Source organism: Neptuniibacter sp. QD29_5 (assembly GCF_047778125.1).
Lineage (GTDB): Bacteria > Pseudomonadota > Gammaproteobacteria > Pseudomonadales > Balneatricaceae > Neptuniibacter.
In genome coordinates, this window is sequence record NZ_CP180556.1 from 2,586,441 (window position 1) to 2,603,193 (window position 16,753).

Below are 16,753 nucleotides of genomic sequence, written 5' to 3' on the forward strand. Positions count from 1 at the left end.
TCCTGTCCCGTTGATACATCAAAACGCCACCAAGATAGGCGGTAACCGATATAAAAAGGGTCAGGAAATTAATTTAAGAAAACAGCCTGCTGCAGGTGTAGCCTTGGCACACCGGAGAAACGACATCGCTCCCTAACAAAGGAATAACCGTAAGATAGCTTATGTGCTGTTGACAGCAGGACACTGAACAGCAGAACAATACCTGATAACAGGTATTGCACGAAAAAGGTCATATCAGGGATGGCATCCGCAACCGGATCAACAACTGGGTTGATACTCCAGTCACAACTTTTGGGCTGTCCATCGCAATGGGCCAAAGATGCATTTGTAGCAGATTGATCAGACGACATACCCAAGTGCATACTGTGATCGACTTGATCTACGCCCGATACAGCAGAACTCATTGATACGCTTCCAGATGACGAACCATCCGCTGAGCCGCCAAATAGATTTGTACAAACGCCAACGGAGCAATACAACACAAAAAACAGCAAGCTAAAAGCCGCTATCACTTTGCTCTGTTTGCTGATGGGGTAAGCTGTTTGCATTGAATTAACCAGTCTAAATTTGGAGCCACTGTAACGTAAAAACGAGGGTCATTCTATAGAGAGGTATATACCAATAAAGTTCCAAGCCAAGATATTAACTTTCTACCGAGTCTTTTAAATAAGAACCACAAAGACTATTCGGAGGCTGCGGCCTCTCAATATAGAACCCTTGAAAAACATGACAGCCGGCTTTATTTGCCATAATTAACTGCTCTTTTGTCTCCACACCTTCCGCAATAACACGAAGGTTATAAGCTTTAGCAATGTTGATTACTGCTTCGACAATACACTGACTTTTACAGTTAGCTGCCAATTCCTGAACAAAAGAGCGGTCAATTTTCACTATATCTATTGGCAGATCTTTTAGATAACTCAATGACGAGTACCCAGTACCAAAATCATCTAAAGCGATCTTAATACCTAAATCTCGAATCTTTTGTAAACGGCTGACGGCAAACTCAATATTTTCTACGGCTACCGTTTCAGTGATCTCTAAGCAGATATTTTTAACATCTGCTCCAGCCTGTGTAATTGCCTCTTTTAATGCTGGAATCATATCTGCCTGATAGAACTGCAATGGGCTTATATTGATTGACAGGTACCAACCTTCTCGCCAAAAACCACTTTTCTTCCACTCCACAATCTGTCTTGAGCATTCACCGATCAGCCAATTACTCACAGGCACAATCATGCCACTGACTTCTAAACTCGGGATAAACTCTATCGGCGGGACTAAGCCCCGTTCGGGGTGCTGCCAACGGATCAACGCTTCAAAGCCAAATACTTCACCTCTAACATCGACCAAAGGCTGGTAATGAACACAGAACTCTTCTCGCTCAAGTGCGGAGTGTAATTGGCTCTCCATATTCTGCTGTTTTTCAACAGCCGCAGTCATATTGTGGTGATAAAACGCATATCCATTACGGCCGCTTTCTTTCGCGTGATACATAGCTGTATCAGCAAATCGCATAAGGTCATCAATCCCCTTATCAGCTAGAGGATACTGCACAATACCGATACTCGCCCCGATACGAAGCTGATGCTGTTTAACCTCTATAGGTTCCGCCAAAAGCTCTAACAGCTTTTCACACACATGTTCGATATCTTTAGTGACTTCGGTTTCATCACCGTCAAAGGATTGTAGTAGGATGACAAATTCGTCCCCGCCTAATCGAGCGACGGTATCACTGGCTCGTACCTGTTTAGTCAGAATATCAGCCACTTTCTTCAGTAACTGATCACCTACACTATGCCCTAATGAGTCATTAATCGTTTTGAAGTGATCTAAATCGATAAACAACAAACCATTACATTTACCATTTCGCTGGCTATTCGCTAAGGAGAGCTCTAAACGGTCATTGAGCAGAGTACGATTAGGAAGCCCTGTCAGACTGTCGTGGTTTGCCATATGGCTTATATGGTCCTGAACCATCTTCTGTTCAGAAATATCTGTCGCGGCAAATAACACTACAGGTTCAGAAAAATACTCAAACGGCGCAGCCTGCACGGTATAGTGCATAGTTTTCCCGCTTTTATGAGTCCAAGTAAAATCACTAATCTCCGCTTCGGTTTGATGAACCTCAACACAGCGACGAATCGACTCGAGTTCAGCTACCTCTTCAATATAGGGATGGAGAGTGAGCAAAGCATTACCAGATATGTCCGCTACTGGCCGTTGGTAAAACTCAGCAAACTGACGATTCGCAAATAAAATATCGCCATCTTTATTTATCGCCATGATCAACTGCGGCACCTGATTGATCAATTGAGCTAGGCGGGCTTCACTCTTAGATAAAGCTTGATGACTCTCCCTCAATTCATTCACTAAGTTATGAACTGTAGAGATAAACTCATTACCGGCATGATTTAACAAACCTAATTCCGTGTCTTTATGGACTTCAGGAACTTGCAGCTTTACCTCTTTGCTAGCATTGAGATCGACACTCGCAAACTGACTAGCTAGCCTTGCCAACGGTTTAGTTAAAACAACGTGGAAAATAGCGATTAGGCAGATGGCGAGTAACACGTTACGCACTAAGCCAGCAACAAAGATGGTTAAAGCACGCTCAAAGAATGGCTGAAACGCTTGGTCTTTATTGACGACCACTTGTAGCTTGCCAGGTGCAATATCTACAAAGCCAGGCGCTTGTAGGTCAAGGGTATAGGTTTTATGGGCACTGGAAATTTTTTCCGTGAGCCAAAGCGTAGAAGACTTCTTTACAGGATCAGGAACCACCTGTGATGCCAACACCTCTCCTAATTCATCCGAAATTTTCACCTCGGAAATAAAAGAATATTGCATCAAACCAAATACCACTTCTTTGGCGAGGGTATGGTCTAGTGTATGAACGGCACGCGTAGCTGGAGGCTTACTGGCATTAAGAATTTTATGGATAGTTTTATCAAACTGGCTATCTTGCACATGGAAGTCATCCAACACTTGCGCAGTCGTCAAAACTAAGCCGATAACAAACGCCATAACGACCGAATATTTAGCCAGCCTAAAAGCTAATCGCTGTTTAACTTTGAAAACTTCTGACATCCAGATTCCACTGTCTTAACTCTTGCCAGTGAACAAACTCCCTTAATAAGCCAATATCAGCTTAAGAGCCCTCACTTCAGCATAGAATAGATATACCGCTTTAACGTCTTTTTTTATGTTTTTGACGCACTTCTAAACAAGACTGTATAAGACTCGGATCGCGCTCAAACATCCATGGATGCGTAAGACTTAGGAACAGACTTCAAATTTCAATGTTATGATTTAGTAACTTCCTAGTTAATGCTTCATCTAACTGTAATAAGTCTTCATCCTGGATTTCAATACAGGCACAATTATTTGCTTTTAGAAGCTCTTTTTTACGCATCTTAGCAGATAGTTCTGTAGCAGTTACCTTATCTCCCCAATATTCGACATAAAGATGATACTGAGGCAGATAAAAATCAGCATAAAGCTTCTCAGGGAACGGCAAACGACGCTTATAAGCATGTGCTAATCCAGAGAAATATAGCCAATTATCAATTAAACGCTCGGCTTCATTTGCAACTTGATGACCATCACAACAGCGAAGCTCTATATCATTTAAACCCATCTGAACTTCTTCGATCCAATCGGTCAACACTTCATGATCTAGAGTTGAATCAGACCATAAAACATAAGGCACACCCGTGGATCTGTTTTCCCGTTGATGGGCACCATTTTTTTCACCTAACGAAGTTACTTGCCAACCTTTTTTATTAGCACGAATCCAAGCCATCTCTTGAAGAACCTGCTCCAAGGCAGTACGACTCAGTGAAAAGTGCTTACTTAATTGGGAGAGACTAAGTAAACCAGCATCAGGGCTGGATAACGCTTTATGCTCCGTAACCTCTCTCGGCCAAATGATATATCGACCAAATTTCTGGCTTTCACGGTACTTACCACCTTCAAATTCACCTTTAGCTGTAAGTTTCCACGCTTCATCCTGACGCTCGATCCAGCCTAAGGCTTCTAACTCAGCAAACATCTGTTTGGTCGTTTTCTTAAGCGCCTTAGCTAAGGCTGAAGTCGATAAAGTTGCAGGTATTTCAGACATTCTGTTATCCAAACCGAGAGTAAGCAGTTAACTTGATTAAAACATTATGTCAGGAAAAGCACTCTAAAATCGCTTTATAACTTATATTTTTCAACATGCTAAAGGCCCGTAACTCAAACTTAAGACCTAACTAAATCCACTTCTGTTCTAGTCTAGATCTGAGATTACATATAAATCATCAAATACCCTGGCAGCGGTTAGGAAGCCCTTCCCCTAAAATCAATTTTTAACTTTGGTAATCAACTTCATACGGATAATCAAGCTAGCGTTATCGGCTATAAGCGGCCATAACAGGTACAAACTTACCGCGTTCGCAATTTTACAACTATCCTTACTGATACAACCGTGGCAGAACCATAAATAGCTATTCCTCGGCCCGAAGGTTATCGCTACATCCGAGTAAGAGCACTATCCGATGATAGCTGCGTAGGTGCTTGGGGTGTAACACAGGAATTTGCCCCTCCTCCGAGTGATAGTTGGGTTTATGTATTTGTATCATTTGTACTAACAATCTTGCTGTTATGATTAAACGCCGATTACAACAAGTGATAATTCTGGGATTAGTCTTTCTCAGTATTGTGATCGGCTACAATAGCTCTGTACTCCAGCGTATCGATCTGATTGCCTATGACATATTAATCACTCAAGACACAGCTAATCCTCCTGAAAGCATTGCAATCATTGCCATAGATGATGCTAGCCTATCTCAATTAGGACGATGGCCTTGGAGCCGTAGTGTCCATGCAGACTTGCTTTCTAAATTGACTGCCGCCAAAACCTCAGCCGTGGCCTTTGATATTCTCTTTTCTGAGACAGATAGTCCGAAAGGCGATCAAGATTTTGCCCGAGCAATCGCCCAACATGGCCGCACAATCCTAGCCATGGCGCCCGAGAAAACACATAACCCAGAAGAGATAAAAGAACTACTCCCGATCCCCACATTAGCAGCACCCAGTGACGGTATAGGTTATGTTGATAGTGAATTAGATTTAGACGGTATCTGTCGGCGGGTTTACCTCTATGCAGGTTTAGGCGATCCGCATTGGCCAACATTAGGGCTTGCCCTTTACCAAAGCTCTTTAGAAGCGCAAACCGATCTTCCTTTTAAGAAATCTGCGTCCCCATCAGGTTCAGGTTGGCTTCGCCAGATTCCCTTTTTAATTCCTTTTTACGGCCCACCTGGAACCATCCAGCGCTACTCATATATCGATGTGCTTAACGGAACAGTAGCTCTAGAGGATCTAGCAAACAAAACAGTGTTAGTTGGAGCCACTGCATCAGGTATAGGTGATGCGATTAGCACACCTGTATCTGGACAACATCAGCGAATGCCAGGCGTTGAATTAAATGCCAATATTGCAGCGGCTCTAATAGGAAAACGCTTTTTATTTGAACTCACACCTACCGTCAACCTACTTATAACGCTGGGCCTTGCACTTACTGTTTTACCCTTTATGTATCTTTTGCCGCGCCGTTATTACCCACTAAGCATACTTTTTGCCATTGGGGTAACCATAGGCCTAACCATCACCTTATTTAATGAGCTAAAACTATGGTTCGGACCTACAGATGCGCTAGCCCTACAAGTTTTATTCTTTATGTTCCTTAGCTGGAAACGCTATAACGCCTCACAGCGACAGATCACAAAGCTCAACAAAGAGGTATATCAACAGCTGAATTTTGATCCGATTACTCACCTCCCTAATCGAGAGATGATAAAAAGCCAACTCGATAAAGCGATAAGTGAAGCTCAACAAGGCGAAATCATCGCTTTTCTAGTTATACAACTGAGTGGTATTAAAGAGGTAAAGAACCGACTCAGTATCTCGGCAGGTGATAGCGCACTGAATATAGCCGCTCAGCAAATCAAAACTGCCGCGGGATTCCATTATCCGGTTGCATGCTTAGGGGGGATTGAGTTTGCTATTATGCTGCCTCAGCAGACTGATCACAGTAATGCTGAGCAAATTGGCCGCCGATTACTACAGCTACTTCGCCTGCCCTGCCAATTAGAAGATCAACATTTCTTCTTTAAACCGGCCATCGGTATCAGTTTGTATGCACAAGATGGAAGCGAAAGCGACTCTCTGATCAATAACGCCTACACAGCTATGAAGAAAGCAAAATCAAGCCCTAAACGGGAACTCTGCTTTTACTCATCGAGCCTGAAACAACAAATTCTCGATGAATCTTCCTTGGTTGCCGATCTCCACCAAGCCTTAAATAAGGATCAATTTGAGGTTTATTACCAACCTCAAGTGTTGAATTTAACCGGAGAGATTATCGGTTTAGAAGCTTTACTTCGCTGGAAACACCCTACTCGTGGACCAATATCTCCAGCCATTTTTATCCCAATTGCTGAGAAAAGCGGATTAATCATCGATATTGGTGAATGGGTTATGGAAACCGCTTGTTACCAAGCTGCGGCATGGAATAAGCAAAATGATAAACCTATACGAATAGCCATAAATTTTTCGGCTGTGCAGTTTCATGATGATAAATTGATCGAGAAAGTAATTCACATCTTAGATCGGACTCAACTACCTCCGGAATTACTGGAAGTCGAACTTACCGAGTCAGTACTGATGGAAGATCATCAAGAAACGATAGCCACACTGAGTCATTTAAAAGAGATGGGCGTACAGATCGCTATTGATGATTTTGGTACGGGTTACTCCTCTTTGAGTTATTTCAAACAGTTCCCCTTAAATCGGATTAAAATCGATCAAAGCTTTGTCCGCGATTTGGATGAAAGCGCGGAAAGTGCTGAGGTAACCCAGGCGATTATAACTATGGCTCGCAGCTTGAACCTGCAAGTCATAGCAGAAGGTGTAGAGACCCAGCAACAACGAGGTTTCCTTCTAAGCCAATCCTGCGAAGAGCTGCAAGGATTTTACTTTAGTAAACCACTTCCTTCCCGCGAAATTACCAAACTCATAAACCAATCTCTCTATCTTACCCCTGATGATAGAAGCCAGAAATCTGATTGAACTACTTTTATTATTCGACCGTTCAACGTATATATAACGGGTTAATTCTGGAGATTGGAAATGAGTCAAAACGTTCTACTCATCTACACTGGCGGCACAATCGGCATGCAAGCCTCTGATAAAGGCTATGTCCCAATGAGTGGTTTTGAGGATGTCATTCGTAGCAGGTTGGCACACTCTCACCATTCAGCCCTTCCTGATTTTGAGATGATTGAACTTAACCCGCTCATTGATAGCGCTAATCTTGAACCACCGCACTGGAATAAGATTGCCGATTTAATCATCCAAAATTACCAACATTATGATGGCTTCATCGTTTTACATGGTACAGATACCATGGCTTACAGCGCATCCATGCTGTCATTTATGCTTCAAGGATTAAACAAGCCTGTAATTTTTACAGGTTCGCAAATCCCCCTGTCCCAGTTACGTAACGACGCTCTGGATAATCTGATTACCTCGATGATTCTGGCGGCATTTCACCCCGTCCATGAAGTTTGCATCTATTTTAGCGGCAGACTCTTACGCGGAAACCGAAGTAGCAAAGTAAAAGCAACAGGACTTGATGCCTTTGATAGTCCTAATTTTCCTTGGCTCGGACAGATTGGCTTACATATTGAGTTACACAACAGGCTATTTATTCCTGCAGAGAAAGAAAATTTTGTCTCGCCAACGTTTGATCCTAAAGCGGTATCGATCTTGCCAATCTATCCGGGCATCTGTGGACAACTAGCATCCAGCATTCTCGAAAGCGAAGGATTAAAGGCGGTAATCCTAAGAAGTTACGGTGTTGGCAACTTACCCGATAGCAACAAAACCTTATTAAACGCCTTACGTAAAGCTCACGATAATCAGATTGTGATTGTTAACATTAGCCAATGCCTACAAGCAGATATTCTCCAAGGACAATATGCCTGCAGTGAAGCGTTAAATGAGATAGGTGTTATTTCTGGGGGGGAGATGACCTTGGAAGCGGCGTTCTGCAAGCTTCATTACCTGTTAGCGACCAATGGATCCGTAGAAGATATTCGGAAGCAGTTTACTAACAGCCTGTGTGGCGAAATAGATACTAATTAGCAATCAAGGAATTTCAATCTCCTCCAGCCATGCTTGCTCATCAGCTTCTAAATACACCTGTTCTAGAAGCTCCACGGCCCAACGTTCCTGTTGAGCAATGCTTTGCAACATAGCAATCGCGATCACCTTCACCGCAGGTACAGGGCTCCAAATAGAAGCATTAAGACAACGCCAATGATTATTATCACGTGTTTTGGGACTTTCAATCTGTTGTGTACAAACATCACAAATCATTATGCAATGTTCAAAATTGGGTTCACTCTCAATAGGCGGAACTTCAAATATCCCTAATTTGACCCCTTGAGCATTGCACAATTCACAGTGAGAACTGCAACGGCGCACCAAGTCCTTACCAAATAACGATAAACCGTGATGCCTCTCCTGATATCTTGCGTGACCTCTGGACATAATACATCTCCTTCTCCTTCCCTATTTAAGAAATAGCATAAACACTGTTATATGAAAGAAATCTAAAGAAATATTGACGAGTGTTTCAGCCCCTAAAATAACAAGGGGCGATACCAATATCGGTATCGCCCCTTTCTGCCGGATGGATACTCCGACTAATCGGCCTTCTCAGGCAAAAGGTCTATCTATGTCATGCAGCCTGTTGATGATCCCAGTGCAGGTGAATAATCTCGACTAACGCTTTTGGGCAATGTTGCCGTATCAACTTATGAGTTTCAGTCATTCGTTCTGCGGGAATATCCACCATGACCAGCACACCCCCTTGCTGTAAAGCATGCTTATACTTTGCTAACAAATGTACGGGCGTGTCTTCACCAACCAGCTTTCCGAGCCATCCTCCTAAACCTATTCCAAGGATGCTACTTACTACCACGGTACCACCGCTGACCACTGAGCCAACCGGACCTAGTACTGTGGTTGCCACAAGGCCAGCTGCGAGGCCAAAACTGCCTCCTGCAACCATGCCCCAATCTAGATCATTTTCACGTTCTGTTGTTTCTATGTCGGTCGCGGCGCGCGCTGATATTTTCTCGATTAGAGAAGCATCTTCAGCTATAAAGTGAATAGACTCGTCTTCGATCCCAACCGCCAGAAAGTCAGCCACAACAGAATTTACTTGTGACACCGTAGGGGCGAGAAACACTAGCCTTCTCATGACCCTTAACCCTAAAAAACAACACTTTTAGAGTATAGTTTATACCCTTTTTTCTGCTGGTGATTAGCGCGATTTGCACCGTATAATGCTTGAAATTTTTTCACGCAGAGGATTGGACAATGCTGCATATAGGGACCCCTTTATCAACTTCAGCTACCCGTGTATTAATGTGTGGTGGTGGCGAACTAGGTAAAGAAGTTGTCATCGAACTACAGCGTTTGGGAGCGGAGGTTATCGTTGTAGATCGCTACCCGAATGCGCCAGGAATGCAGGTAGCTCATCGTAGCCACGTTATCTCAATGCTAGATGGCGAAGCACTTCGTAAAGTGATCGAAGAAGAGAAGCCAGATCTTATTGTTCCTGAGATCGAAGCAATTGCGACAGATACACTGGTTGAGCTAGAAAACGAAGGCTTCAACGTAGTACCAACTGCGCGTGCCGCTCAACTAACAATGAACCGTGAAGGCATCCGTCGCCTTGCGGCTGAAGAGCTGGATATTCCAACTTCACCCTACCAGTTTGCTGAAACTTACGAAGAGTACAAAGACGCAATTACAAACGTGGGAATCCCATGTGTTGTAAAACCGATCATGAGCTCTTCAGGTAAAGGTCAAAGCACTATTAAATCAGAAGATGAAGTAGAAGCAGCTTGGCAATATGCTCAAGAAGGCGGTCGCGCTGGTAAAGGTAAAGTGATTGTCGAAGGCTTCGTTGATTTCGATTACGAGATCACGCTCCTGACTATTCGTCACGACAGCCAAACAAGCTTCTGTGAGCCAATTGGTCACGTTCAAGTGGGTGGTGATTACCGCCAATCTTGGCAACCACAAGAGATGAGCGACAAAGCACTAGAAGTCTCTAAAAATATCGCAGAGAAAGTGACAGCAGCACTTGGCGGTCATGGCATCTTTGGTGTTGAGCTGTTCATCAAAGGCGATCACGTTTACTTCAGCGAAGTATCCCCTCGCCCACATGATACCGGCATGGTAACGATGATATCCCAAGATCTATCCGAATTTGCGCTCCATGCACGTGCAATTCTAGGTTTGCCAATCCCGAATATTCATTTCCACGGTCCTTCTGCATCCAGTGTTATTTTGGTTGAAGGTGAATCCAAACAAGCACGTTTTGGTAACCTTCAGCAGGTACTTGCGGAGCCTAACACTCAACTACGTTTATTCGGCAAGCCTGAAGTAACAGGCCAGCGCCGCATGGGTGTAGTACTCGCACGTGACAACAGTGTGACAGAAGCCAAAGAGAAAGCGATTCGTGGTTCTACCGCGATGAATGTCGAGCTTTAATAGTTCAAGCTTTCCGATTTCAGGCAGATCTTTGTATCTGCCTGAATTTTATGGAACCTTTAGAGTTTCTGAATAACTAAGTACAAATGTTCAAAACTATTAAGGATAAGCGAAATGGCTGAACCCAAATGTCCAGAATGTAAGGTAGAAGGTATTGAACACATTGTTTCTAAAGACAGTACCGAACAAGCCAAAGATAGCCATGCTTGGTTTCAAGTCGCTTATTGTGACAACTGCGGACATATCTACGGCATATTTGCTAAACACACCATTCCAGCTGGTAAGAAAGGCCCACAACTGGTCCTGAACCACTAAGAAGAGATGGACCTGATTTAGAAAATAATCAGGTGCATGATTCCTCTGACTGTCATCCCAAACAAACCACCATATACGGCATATCTAATGACTTGCCCGATACGTTTGCCGGCAGCAGCAAAGATAGCGACACCCAGTACGTCTAGAGGGTTGGTTGCAAAACCGGCCATACGGTTCAGTTCATTGACGGTGATTAAACCCTGATTGACCAAATCAATGGTTACACCCATAAAAGCCGTACCACCAGCAATAAACTTAGTCACCAGTGGAAGTACTGTAGCTTCAGGCAAACCGATCAAACCCAAAGCAGGTGCTAGTGCCGAGCTTAACAAACCAATCGCTCCAGTTACCTTTAATATATTGACGAAGCAGATCGCTAAAATCAGCATGGGTAGCATATCGAGAACAAGCTTCATCCCCTCTTTACCACCCTCGCTAAGCAGCTGCATAACCGACTTTTTACTGCCAGCTTCCGCTGCTATCTCTGTTTCTTGAGTATCTGGATCAGTCAGGTTTCGCGTTAAAAGGTAATAGGTAAACGCTGCAGCGGCTAAGCCCCCCACAACAGAGGTAAGCAAGGTAACACCTAAATCCAAACCCACTGCGCTCAGTGGGAAAGTCGCATTGGCTTGCGACATGGCTAAAACCATGGCTAATGTCGCAGCAATATAACGGCGGGAAGTACCGTTTTTATCCATTAAGGTTAAGGTGGCTAAAGGCGCGATAAAGCTGACAAATAGTAGCTTCAACATCGCCAATACACCTAGGCCTGGAATACCAAAGATGCGAGAAACTGGGGCCAACATATTAGAGATCCAGCAAAGTACACCTTTCGCCTCTAATAGCTTCATGAGTGACAACATCACAACCATGATAGGCAGTAGGATATACAGCCCCATATCTAAGCCAGAGCGGCCAGATTCAAGAATTAGCTCGACAATTTGATCCACGGGAGCAAGGTCTCTGAAAAGTGGTTAGGCCGGGAATTTTACCTAGCCCTTACCCCTTAAACCAGCTATTCCTAATATTTTTTGTCAATTGGTAAGACCAATATCAAAGATCGTAAGGCTCGATCTGGAAAGCTTCCATAATATAACCGGAGGTAGCCATATCATTGCTGACGGTCTCAGTGTTAATACGCCCTGTTACCCAAACGGCATCATAAAGGTTTTCCACATGAGTACCCGGTTCAAAATTGACGTGAATAATTTGGTTCGACGGTGGCGGTGGAACATGGATACAGGCTCCAAAATAGGGAACCAAAAAGAAGGTCGTTACGGTTTGGCCTTCAGATTCTAGAGGCACAACATAACCAGGAATCCTGATCATTTTCCCGTCGACCTCAGGAACGACTGGAGCAGACTGCATTGCAGCCATCATTTGATCCAACATTTCCTGCGCTTTGGGATCAAAGTCATCGATCATGGCCATCTCATCAGTGATACCCAAAAGTTCATCTAACGAGAAGTCCGCAGGCATTAACTGCTCCCACTCAACCTCTTCTACTTTTTCACCATTTAGCATATTTGCCGCAGCAACATTACTTAACGCCAACAAAATTAGGCTAAATAGCCAAACGGGAAATCGCCCACTGAGCATTACACTCTCCACTAAATTTTAACTGCTACGCCATCCGCTAAGGACTGTTTGTACGCTCGATATCCAGGTACAGCACCAACCACTGTGCCAGATAGCAATAGCACAGCAATGAGCTGCCATTGCCATAAGCTAGGCCCAGTAATACTTAACCAAACACCAAATTCTGTCTGGAGCCAAGGTGCTAATAATAGCAAGTTTAAGTACAACAAAAGCATTCCCAATATAATACTGATCGCTGTAACGAGAAAAGATTCCAAAATTAGTAAAGATAATATTTGCCAGAGACGTGCACCCACCGAACGAAGGATCGCTATCTCCCGGCGCCGTTCATTAAGGCTGGCTAACAGCAAGGTCATCAAACCTAGCATACTGGATATGATCACAAGGCCAGACACCACCAGCAATGCTTGCTCTGCCAAAGAAAACATCTGCCATAAGGACTGCAGGGCCAACCCAGGAATGATCGCTTGCAGTGGCTCTTTTGAGTATTGATTGATGGATCTTTGCAGGTGGAAAGTAGAAAAGCGGGATGTTAGCCCAAGCATAAACGCTGTGATCTGCTTTGGTTGCAGCTTGCTGAGTTGCTCTTCCGTGTAAGCACCACCTGATCCGGGTATCTGCACCCCTGCTTTCCAATCAATATGAATCGCTTCTATAGCCGCTAAACTCACGTGTAGAGTTTGATCTACGGGGGTTCCTGTAGGCTCAAGAATACCTACGATCTTAAAAGGCTTATCATCATGCTCAACCAGAGAGGCGTTACCGCGACCATGAGCGATCACAACAGAATCACCTAACTTGTATTGTAATTTTTCCGCTACATCAGAGCCAATAACAACATCAAACACGCCTTCAAACTCTTTGCCTTGCTCCAAAGCTAAAGGTTGTTTTTTGCCGTAACGAAAGTACTTAAAGTAATCAGATGAAGTTCCTAATACTGGGTAACCACGATGGGAATCACCCAATGAAAAAGGAATGCTCCAAGCCACCTTTGAATGACGACTAATGGCCTGGTAGCTGCTCCACGAAAGGTTATTAGTAGCATCACCTAATCGAAATACCGAATAGAGCAATAAGTTGATGGAGCCCCCTTTAGCCCCAACAATCAGATCGGTACCAGATACAGTGGAGGAGAAACTGCTTTTAGTTTGAGTCCTCAGCGTATCTACCGCCATAACCAGCATGATACTTACGCTGAGCGACAAGACAGTGAGTAGGATAGTACTCTTACGATTAAGTAAGCTCTGCCAAGTTAAACGAAATAAGATCACAACGTGAAGCCCCCATCAGTACTAGGAACTAATCGTTCAACCCTCGAGAAGTACTGCTCTAAGTTTGGATCATGACTTACCATCATCAAGGCAGCCCCAACCGATTCACACTGCTTACATAAAAGCTGCATAAACATATCTCTATGTTCAGTATCTAAAGCAGAGGTTGGTTCATCCGCAATAATCAGCTCAGGCGAGCCAAGCATCGCCCTAGCCACAGCCACACGTTGCTGCTGACCTGTGGAAAGTGCGAGTACCTTGCGTCCTGTGGTAAGGCTATCCCCCAACCCTAATTCCTGCAGAAGATATTTAGCACCTTCGCTAACGCTACTGTATTTTTCTTCGGCCCTCGTTTTGCGAGCAGCGGAGAAATGACAGGGCAACGCGACATTGTCGATAAGATCGAGATGAGGTAACAGATTAAATTGCTGAAATATAAAACCGATATGGTCAGCACGAAAACGATCCATCTTCCGAGAAGAAAAAGCACCTACATCTTGCTCTAGTATTTTGATAGAACCAGAAGATGGAGCAATCATACCGCCCAACAGATTGAGCAATGTACTCTTACCACTTCCTGAAGGGCCTTTCACAAAGACACTTTCGCCCTGCTTTAACTCAAAAAAAGGAACCGTAATCCCTTGGGTATGACGGTTCCAGTTAAAAGTTAAGGCATCAATTTCAACAGCGCTTGGCATTTTGATTCCTTGGTTAAAGCTCTATGACCCTCTGCTTAGGCGTGAGTTCCACTGAACGGATATCAGCACCATTTAGCACGTTTACTTTCACAGTTTCCATGTGAGGGAAATGGCTAAAGAAATCTAATGTTACTGTATTTATCTTCTCAGGGTTAACACATTGGAAGTGGTAATGCGCTGTAATGTTTCGATGTGTTTCTTCACCGTGATCATGATGGTCTTCATGTTTATGATCGTGGTGATCGTGGTGATCGTGGTGATCGTGGTGATCGTGGTGATCGTGGTGATCGTCATGATGATCTTCATGACCGTGGTGTTTATCATGATGAGCGGCATGGTCATGATGCGCGTGCTCATCTTCCTCTTCACCGATCGTTACTTTAGTGTCATCAACAATGCATAGCGCATCATCTGGAAATTTAACGCGAGCATAAGCATCTTTTAGCTGCTTAGTGGCACTTTTAATTTTTTGTTTGTCTTCAGCACTTACCGCTTCGTGCTCAAAACCTGCAACGTTCATTAGAGGAGAACGTAGCTCCATCTCCGCAACATTACCTTCAATAACAAAATTCAGCTCAGCAATACCATGAACATGAGCTTCATGTTTATGACCTTCAGCCATTACAGAACCTGCCAACACGGCTGTAGAGACAGCCGCTAAACGAAAAACTTTATTTAAAATCATCACTAAACCATCGATACCATTAAACCTGTTATAACATAACAATATACTATAGTTACTCAACTCAAATCCATGACCGTTTAATCTGTAATCTCATCCGTTTGAGTCTCTTGAATTAAGCAAGCTAAACGAATCAAAGCACCACGACGAGCCTCATTCCAAGCATGGGCAAAACTTAAACGTAAACAATTACGATACTGACTTTGCGCTGTAAATAGATGACCCGGGGTGATTAATATGCCTTCACTTCGGGCTTTCAAATACACCGAAGTCAGATCATAGCTGTCTTCCAATTCTACCCACAAGGTCAAACCTCCTTGCGGCTGGCTCACTCTAATCACACCCAATTCGCCCCACTCTTGAGAGAGTAACTGAATGAGCTGATCCCTCTGTTGCTGCAAGAGCATCTTCTGCTTTTTTAGGTGTTTCTCGTAGGCACCCTCTTTAAGGAAATCGACCAATCCTTGTTGGGTAAATTTATTTAGGGCAAGTAGGTTCACCATTTTAAGGCGCATCAATTGCTTTTGCTCAGCTGCAATAATCCAACCTAAACGCAGTTCTCTAGAAACGGACTTGGAGTATGAACCGCACAGGATGACACGGTTTTCACGGTCCATACTTTTTAATGGGGGGACCCTCTGACCAAAGGCTAAGTCGCCGTATATATCATCCTCAACCACGATAAAATCGTGTTTACTCGCCAAGGCTAAAAGGTGCTCACGCGCAGAGACCGACATCAAAGCCCCACTCGGTGTCGCAAATGATGGCGTCACTATGCAGGCTTTAATCTCCCACTCTTCTAACGCCTGCTCCAACGCCTCCGTCGACATGCCAGTATGGGCAGATACGGGGATCTCAAGCACTTTTAACCCCATGCTTTCGATAAGTTGTAGCACGCCATAAAATCCAGGTGATTCTACCGCTACTATATCCCCCGGCTTACAGCTCAATTGCAACGCTAAGGATAGTCCGTGCTGGCAACCTGCCGTAATAGTGACGTCCGCGGCACTAAAGTGACAACCTGTTCGACGATAACGTTCCGAGAGATGCTCTCTTAACTCCAATAAGCCGGATGGTTCATCATAATATTGGTGGTCATTACATTTCTGTCGGCGTAACGCTCTGCCAATACTGCGATTCAGCTCAGTAATACCCACCGGCATATCCATATAGCCTTGCTCTTGGGGAAAGATATCGAAAGCTGCATTACGCTCCATAATGTCGCGAATAAGATCACTCATATCGACAAGTTGAGGCGCTACGGAGAGTTCTGGCCGAGAGGGTGTAGGATGGGCTTTAGGCAAACTGCAGACATAAAAACCTGATTTAAAACGAGACTCAATCAAACCCGCCGCTTCCAAACGCTGATAAGCATGAATCACCGTGGCTTTAGATAAACCCTGTTGTTCGCACTGAGCGCGGATCGAAGGTAGTTTGCTTCCCGCAGGTAGATCTCCATTTTTTATCGAATCGGCCAACGTCTGCTCTAAATTTTGGTACAGAAAATCCATAATCCCTCCACAATCTGTACCTATTATAATTATTTTTTTTAAACCTGCCCCTATAATTTGCAT

15 protein-coding genes are annotated in these 16,753 nt (G+C 44.0%); 4 read left to right on the plus strand and 11 right to left on the minus strand.

The window, feature by feature from the left end:
* Positions 1–68: 68 nt before the first annotated feature.
* The 3 genes from ACMXYR_RS12275 to ACMXYR_RS12285 form a co-directional block, all read right to left on the minus strand.
* Complete coding sequence (locus tag ACMXYR_RS12275) at positions 69–548, minus strand: hypothetical protein (protein ID WP_415901813.1); 480 nt, start codon at positions 546–548, stop codon at positions 69–71.
* Positions 549–642: 94 nt separating this feature from the next.
* Positions 643–3,090 carry a putative bifunctional diguanylate cyclase/phosphodiesterase gene (locus ACMXYR_RS12280; RefSeq protein WP_415901814.1) on the minus strand — a complete coding sequence of 816 codons (2,448 nt, stop codon included), beginning with the start codon at positions 3,088–3,090 and terminating at the stop codon, positions 643–645.
* Positions 3,091–3,292: 202 nt separating this feature from the next.
* Positions 3,293–4,123 (minus strand): hypothetical protein, encoded by an 831-nt coding sequence (locus ACMXYR_RS12285; protein WP_415901815.1) that lies wholly within the window; start codon positions 4,121–4,123, stop codon positions 3,293–3,295.
* Positions 4,124–4,644: 521 nt separating this feature from the next.
* On the opposite strand from ACMXYR_RS12285, the gene ACMXYR_RS12290 reads away from it, so the two are divergent.
* The gene (locus ACMXYR_RS12290; protein WP_415901816.1) at positions 4,645–7,113 is read left to right on the plus strand and encodes an EAL domain-containing protein; all 2,469 of its coding nucleotides are present in this window, start codon (positions 4,645–4,647) and stop codon (positions 7,111–7,113) included.
* Positions 7,114–7,173: 60 nt separating this feature from the next.
* Positions 7,174–8,190, plus strand: a complete 1,017-nt coding sequence (gene ansA, locus ACMXYR_RS12295; protein WP_415901817.1) for an asparaginase — start codon at positions 7,174–7,176, stop codon at positions 8,188–8,190.
* A 3-nt stretch (positions 8,191–8,193) separates the two neighbouring features.
* On the opposite strand, the gene ACMXYR_RS12300 is transcribed toward ansA, so the two are convergent.
* Both ACMXYR_RS12300 and ACMXYR_RS12305 read right to left on the minus strand, forming a co-directional pair.
* The gene (locus tag ACMXYR_RS12300) at positions 8,194–8,598 is read right to left on the minus strand and encodes a phnA protein (protein WP_415901818.1); all 405 of its coding nucleotides are present in this window, start codon (positions 8,596–8,598) and stop codon (positions 8,194–8,196) included.
* A gap of 190 nt (positions 8,599–8,788) precedes the next feature.
* Positions 8,789–9,313 (minus strand): hypothetical protein, encoded by a 525-nt coding sequence (locus ACMXYR_RS12305; RefSeq protein ID WP_415901819.1) that lies wholly within the window; start codon positions 9,311–9,313, stop codon positions 8,789–8,791.
* Between the two features lie 119 nt (positions 9,314–9,432).
* Here ACMXYR_RS12305 and purT point away from each other — a divergent pair, with 119 nt between their 5' ends.
* A complete protein-coding gene (gene purT, locus ACMXYR_RS12310) occupies positions 9,433–10,614 on the plus strand; it encodes a formate-dependent phosphoribosylglycinamide formyltransferase (RefSeq protein WP_415901820.1) in 1,182 nt (393 codons plus the stop codon).
* 114 nt (positions 10,615–10,728) lie between these two features.
* Positions 10,729–10,929, plus strand: coding sequence for a transcriptional regulator (locus ACMXYR_RS12315; RefSeq protein ID WP_415901821.1), 201 nt, complete (start codon positions 10,729–10,731; stop codon positions 10,927–10,929).
* A 17-nt stretch (positions 10,930–10,946) separates the two neighbouring features.
* Here the strand turns inward: ACMXYR_RS12315 and ACMXYR_RS12320 are convergent, their stop codons facing one another.
* From ACMXYR_RS12320 to ACMXYR_RS12345, 6 genes are all read right to left on the minus strand, one after another.
* Positions 10,947–11,879: a nucleoside recognition family protein gene (locus ACMXYR_RS12320; protein ID WP_415901822.1), complete on the minus strand. Its 933-nt coding sequence runs from the start codon at positions 11,877–11,879 to the stop codon at positions 10,947–10,949.
* 103 nt (positions 11,880–11,982) lie between these two features.
* The gene (locus ACMXYR_RS12325) at positions 11,983–12,528 is read right to left on the minus strand and encodes a DUF3299 domain-containing protein (RefSeq protein ID WP_415882070.1); all 546 of its coding nucleotides are present in this window, start codon (positions 12,526–12,528) and stop codon (positions 11,983–11,985) included.
* A gap of 11 nt (positions 12,529–12,539) precedes the next feature.
* Positions 12,540–13,799 carry an ABC transporter permease gene (locus tag ACMXYR_RS12330; RefSeq protein ID WP_415901823.1) on the minus strand — a complete coding sequence of 420 codons (1,260 nt, stop codon included), beginning with the start codon at positions 13,797–13,799 and terminating at the stop codon, positions 12,540–12,542.
* A complete protein-coding gene (locus tag ACMXYR_RS12335) occupies positions 13,796–14,497 on the minus strand; it encodes an ABC transporter ATP-binding protein (RefSeq protein WP_415901824.1) in 702 nt (233 codons plus the stop codon). The genes ACMXYR_RS12330 and ACMXYR_RS12335 overlap by 4 nt, the downstream gene beginning before the upstream one ends.
* A 13-nt stretch (positions 14,498–14,510) precedes the next feature.
* Positions 14,511–15,182, minus strand: a complete 672-nt coding sequence (locus ACMXYR_RS12340) for a ZrgA family zinc uptake protein (RefSeq protein ID WP_415901825.1) — start codon at positions 15,180–15,182, stop codon at positions 14,511–14,513.
* Positions 15,183–15,259: 77 nt separating this feature from the next.
* Positions 15,260–16,690 carry a PLP-dependent aminotransferase family protein gene (locus ACMXYR_RS12345; RefSeq protein ID WP_415901826.1) on the minus strand — a complete coding sequence of 477 codons (1,431 nt, stop codon included), beginning with the start codon at positions 16,688–16,690 and terminating at the stop codon, positions 15,260–15,262.
* Between the last annotated feature and the right edge of the window lie 63 nt (positions 16,691–16,753).

What these genes read in the sequence shown, in the direction of transcription:
- ACMXYR_RS12275 (WP_415901813.1), bottom strand. Translation starts at nt 548, where the DNA reads ATGCAAACAGCTTACCCCATCAGCAAACAGAGCAAAGTGATAGCGGCT.
- ACMXYR_RS12280 (WP_415901814.1), bottom strand. Translation starts at nt 3,090, where the DNA reads ATGTCAGAAGTTTTCAAAGTTAAACAGCGATTAGCTTTTAGGCTGGCT.
- ACMXYR_RS12285 (WP_415901815.1), bottom strand. Translation starts at nt 4,123, where the DNA reads ATGTCTGAAATACCTGCAACTTTATCGACTTCAGCCTTAGCTAAGGCG.
- ACMXYR_RS12290 (WP_415901816.1), top strand. Translation starts at nt 4,645, where the DNA reads ATGATTAAACGCCGATTACAACAAGTGATAATTCTGGGATTAGTCTTT.
- ansA (WP_415901817.1), top strand. Translation starts at nt 7,174, where the DNA reads ATGAGTCAAAACGTTCTACTCATCTACACTGGCGGCACAATCGGCATG.
- ACMXYR_RS12300 (WP_415901818.1), bottom strand. Translation starts at nt 8,598, where the DNA reads ATGTCCAGAGGTCACGCAAGATATCAGGAGAGGCATCACGGTTTATCG.
- ACMXYR_RS12305 (WP_415901819.1), bottom strand. Translation starts at nt 9,313, where the DNA reads ATGAGAAGGCTAGTGTTTCTCGCCCCTACGGTGTCACAAGTAAATTCT.
- purT (WP_415901820.1), top strand. Translation starts at nt 9,433, where the DNA reads ATGCTGCATATAGGGACCCCTTTATCAACTTCAGCTACCCGTGTATTA.
- ACMXYR_RS12315 (WP_415901821.1), top strand. Translation starts at nt 10,729, where the DNA reads ATGGCTGAACCCAAATGTCCAGAATGTAAGGTAGAAGGTATTGAACAC.
- ACMXYR_RS12325 (WP_415882070.1), bottom strand. Translation starts at nt 12,528, where the DNA reads ATGCTCAGTGGGCGATTTCCCGTTTGGCTATTTAGCCTAATTTTGTTG.
- ACMXYR_RS12335 (WP_415901824.1), bottom strand. Translation starts at nt 14,497, where the DNA reads ATGCCAAGCGCTGTTGAAATTGATGCCTTAACTTTTAACTGGAACCGT.
- ACMXYR_RS12340 (WP_415901825.1), bottom strand. Translation starts at nt 15,182, where the DNA reads ATGATTTTAAATAAAGTTTTTCGTTTAGCGGCTGTCTCTACAGCCGTG.
- ACMXYR_RS12345 (WP_415901826.1), bottom strand. Translation starts at nt 16,690, where the DNA reads ATGGATTTTCTGTACCAAAATTTAGAGCAGACGTTGGCCGATTCGATA.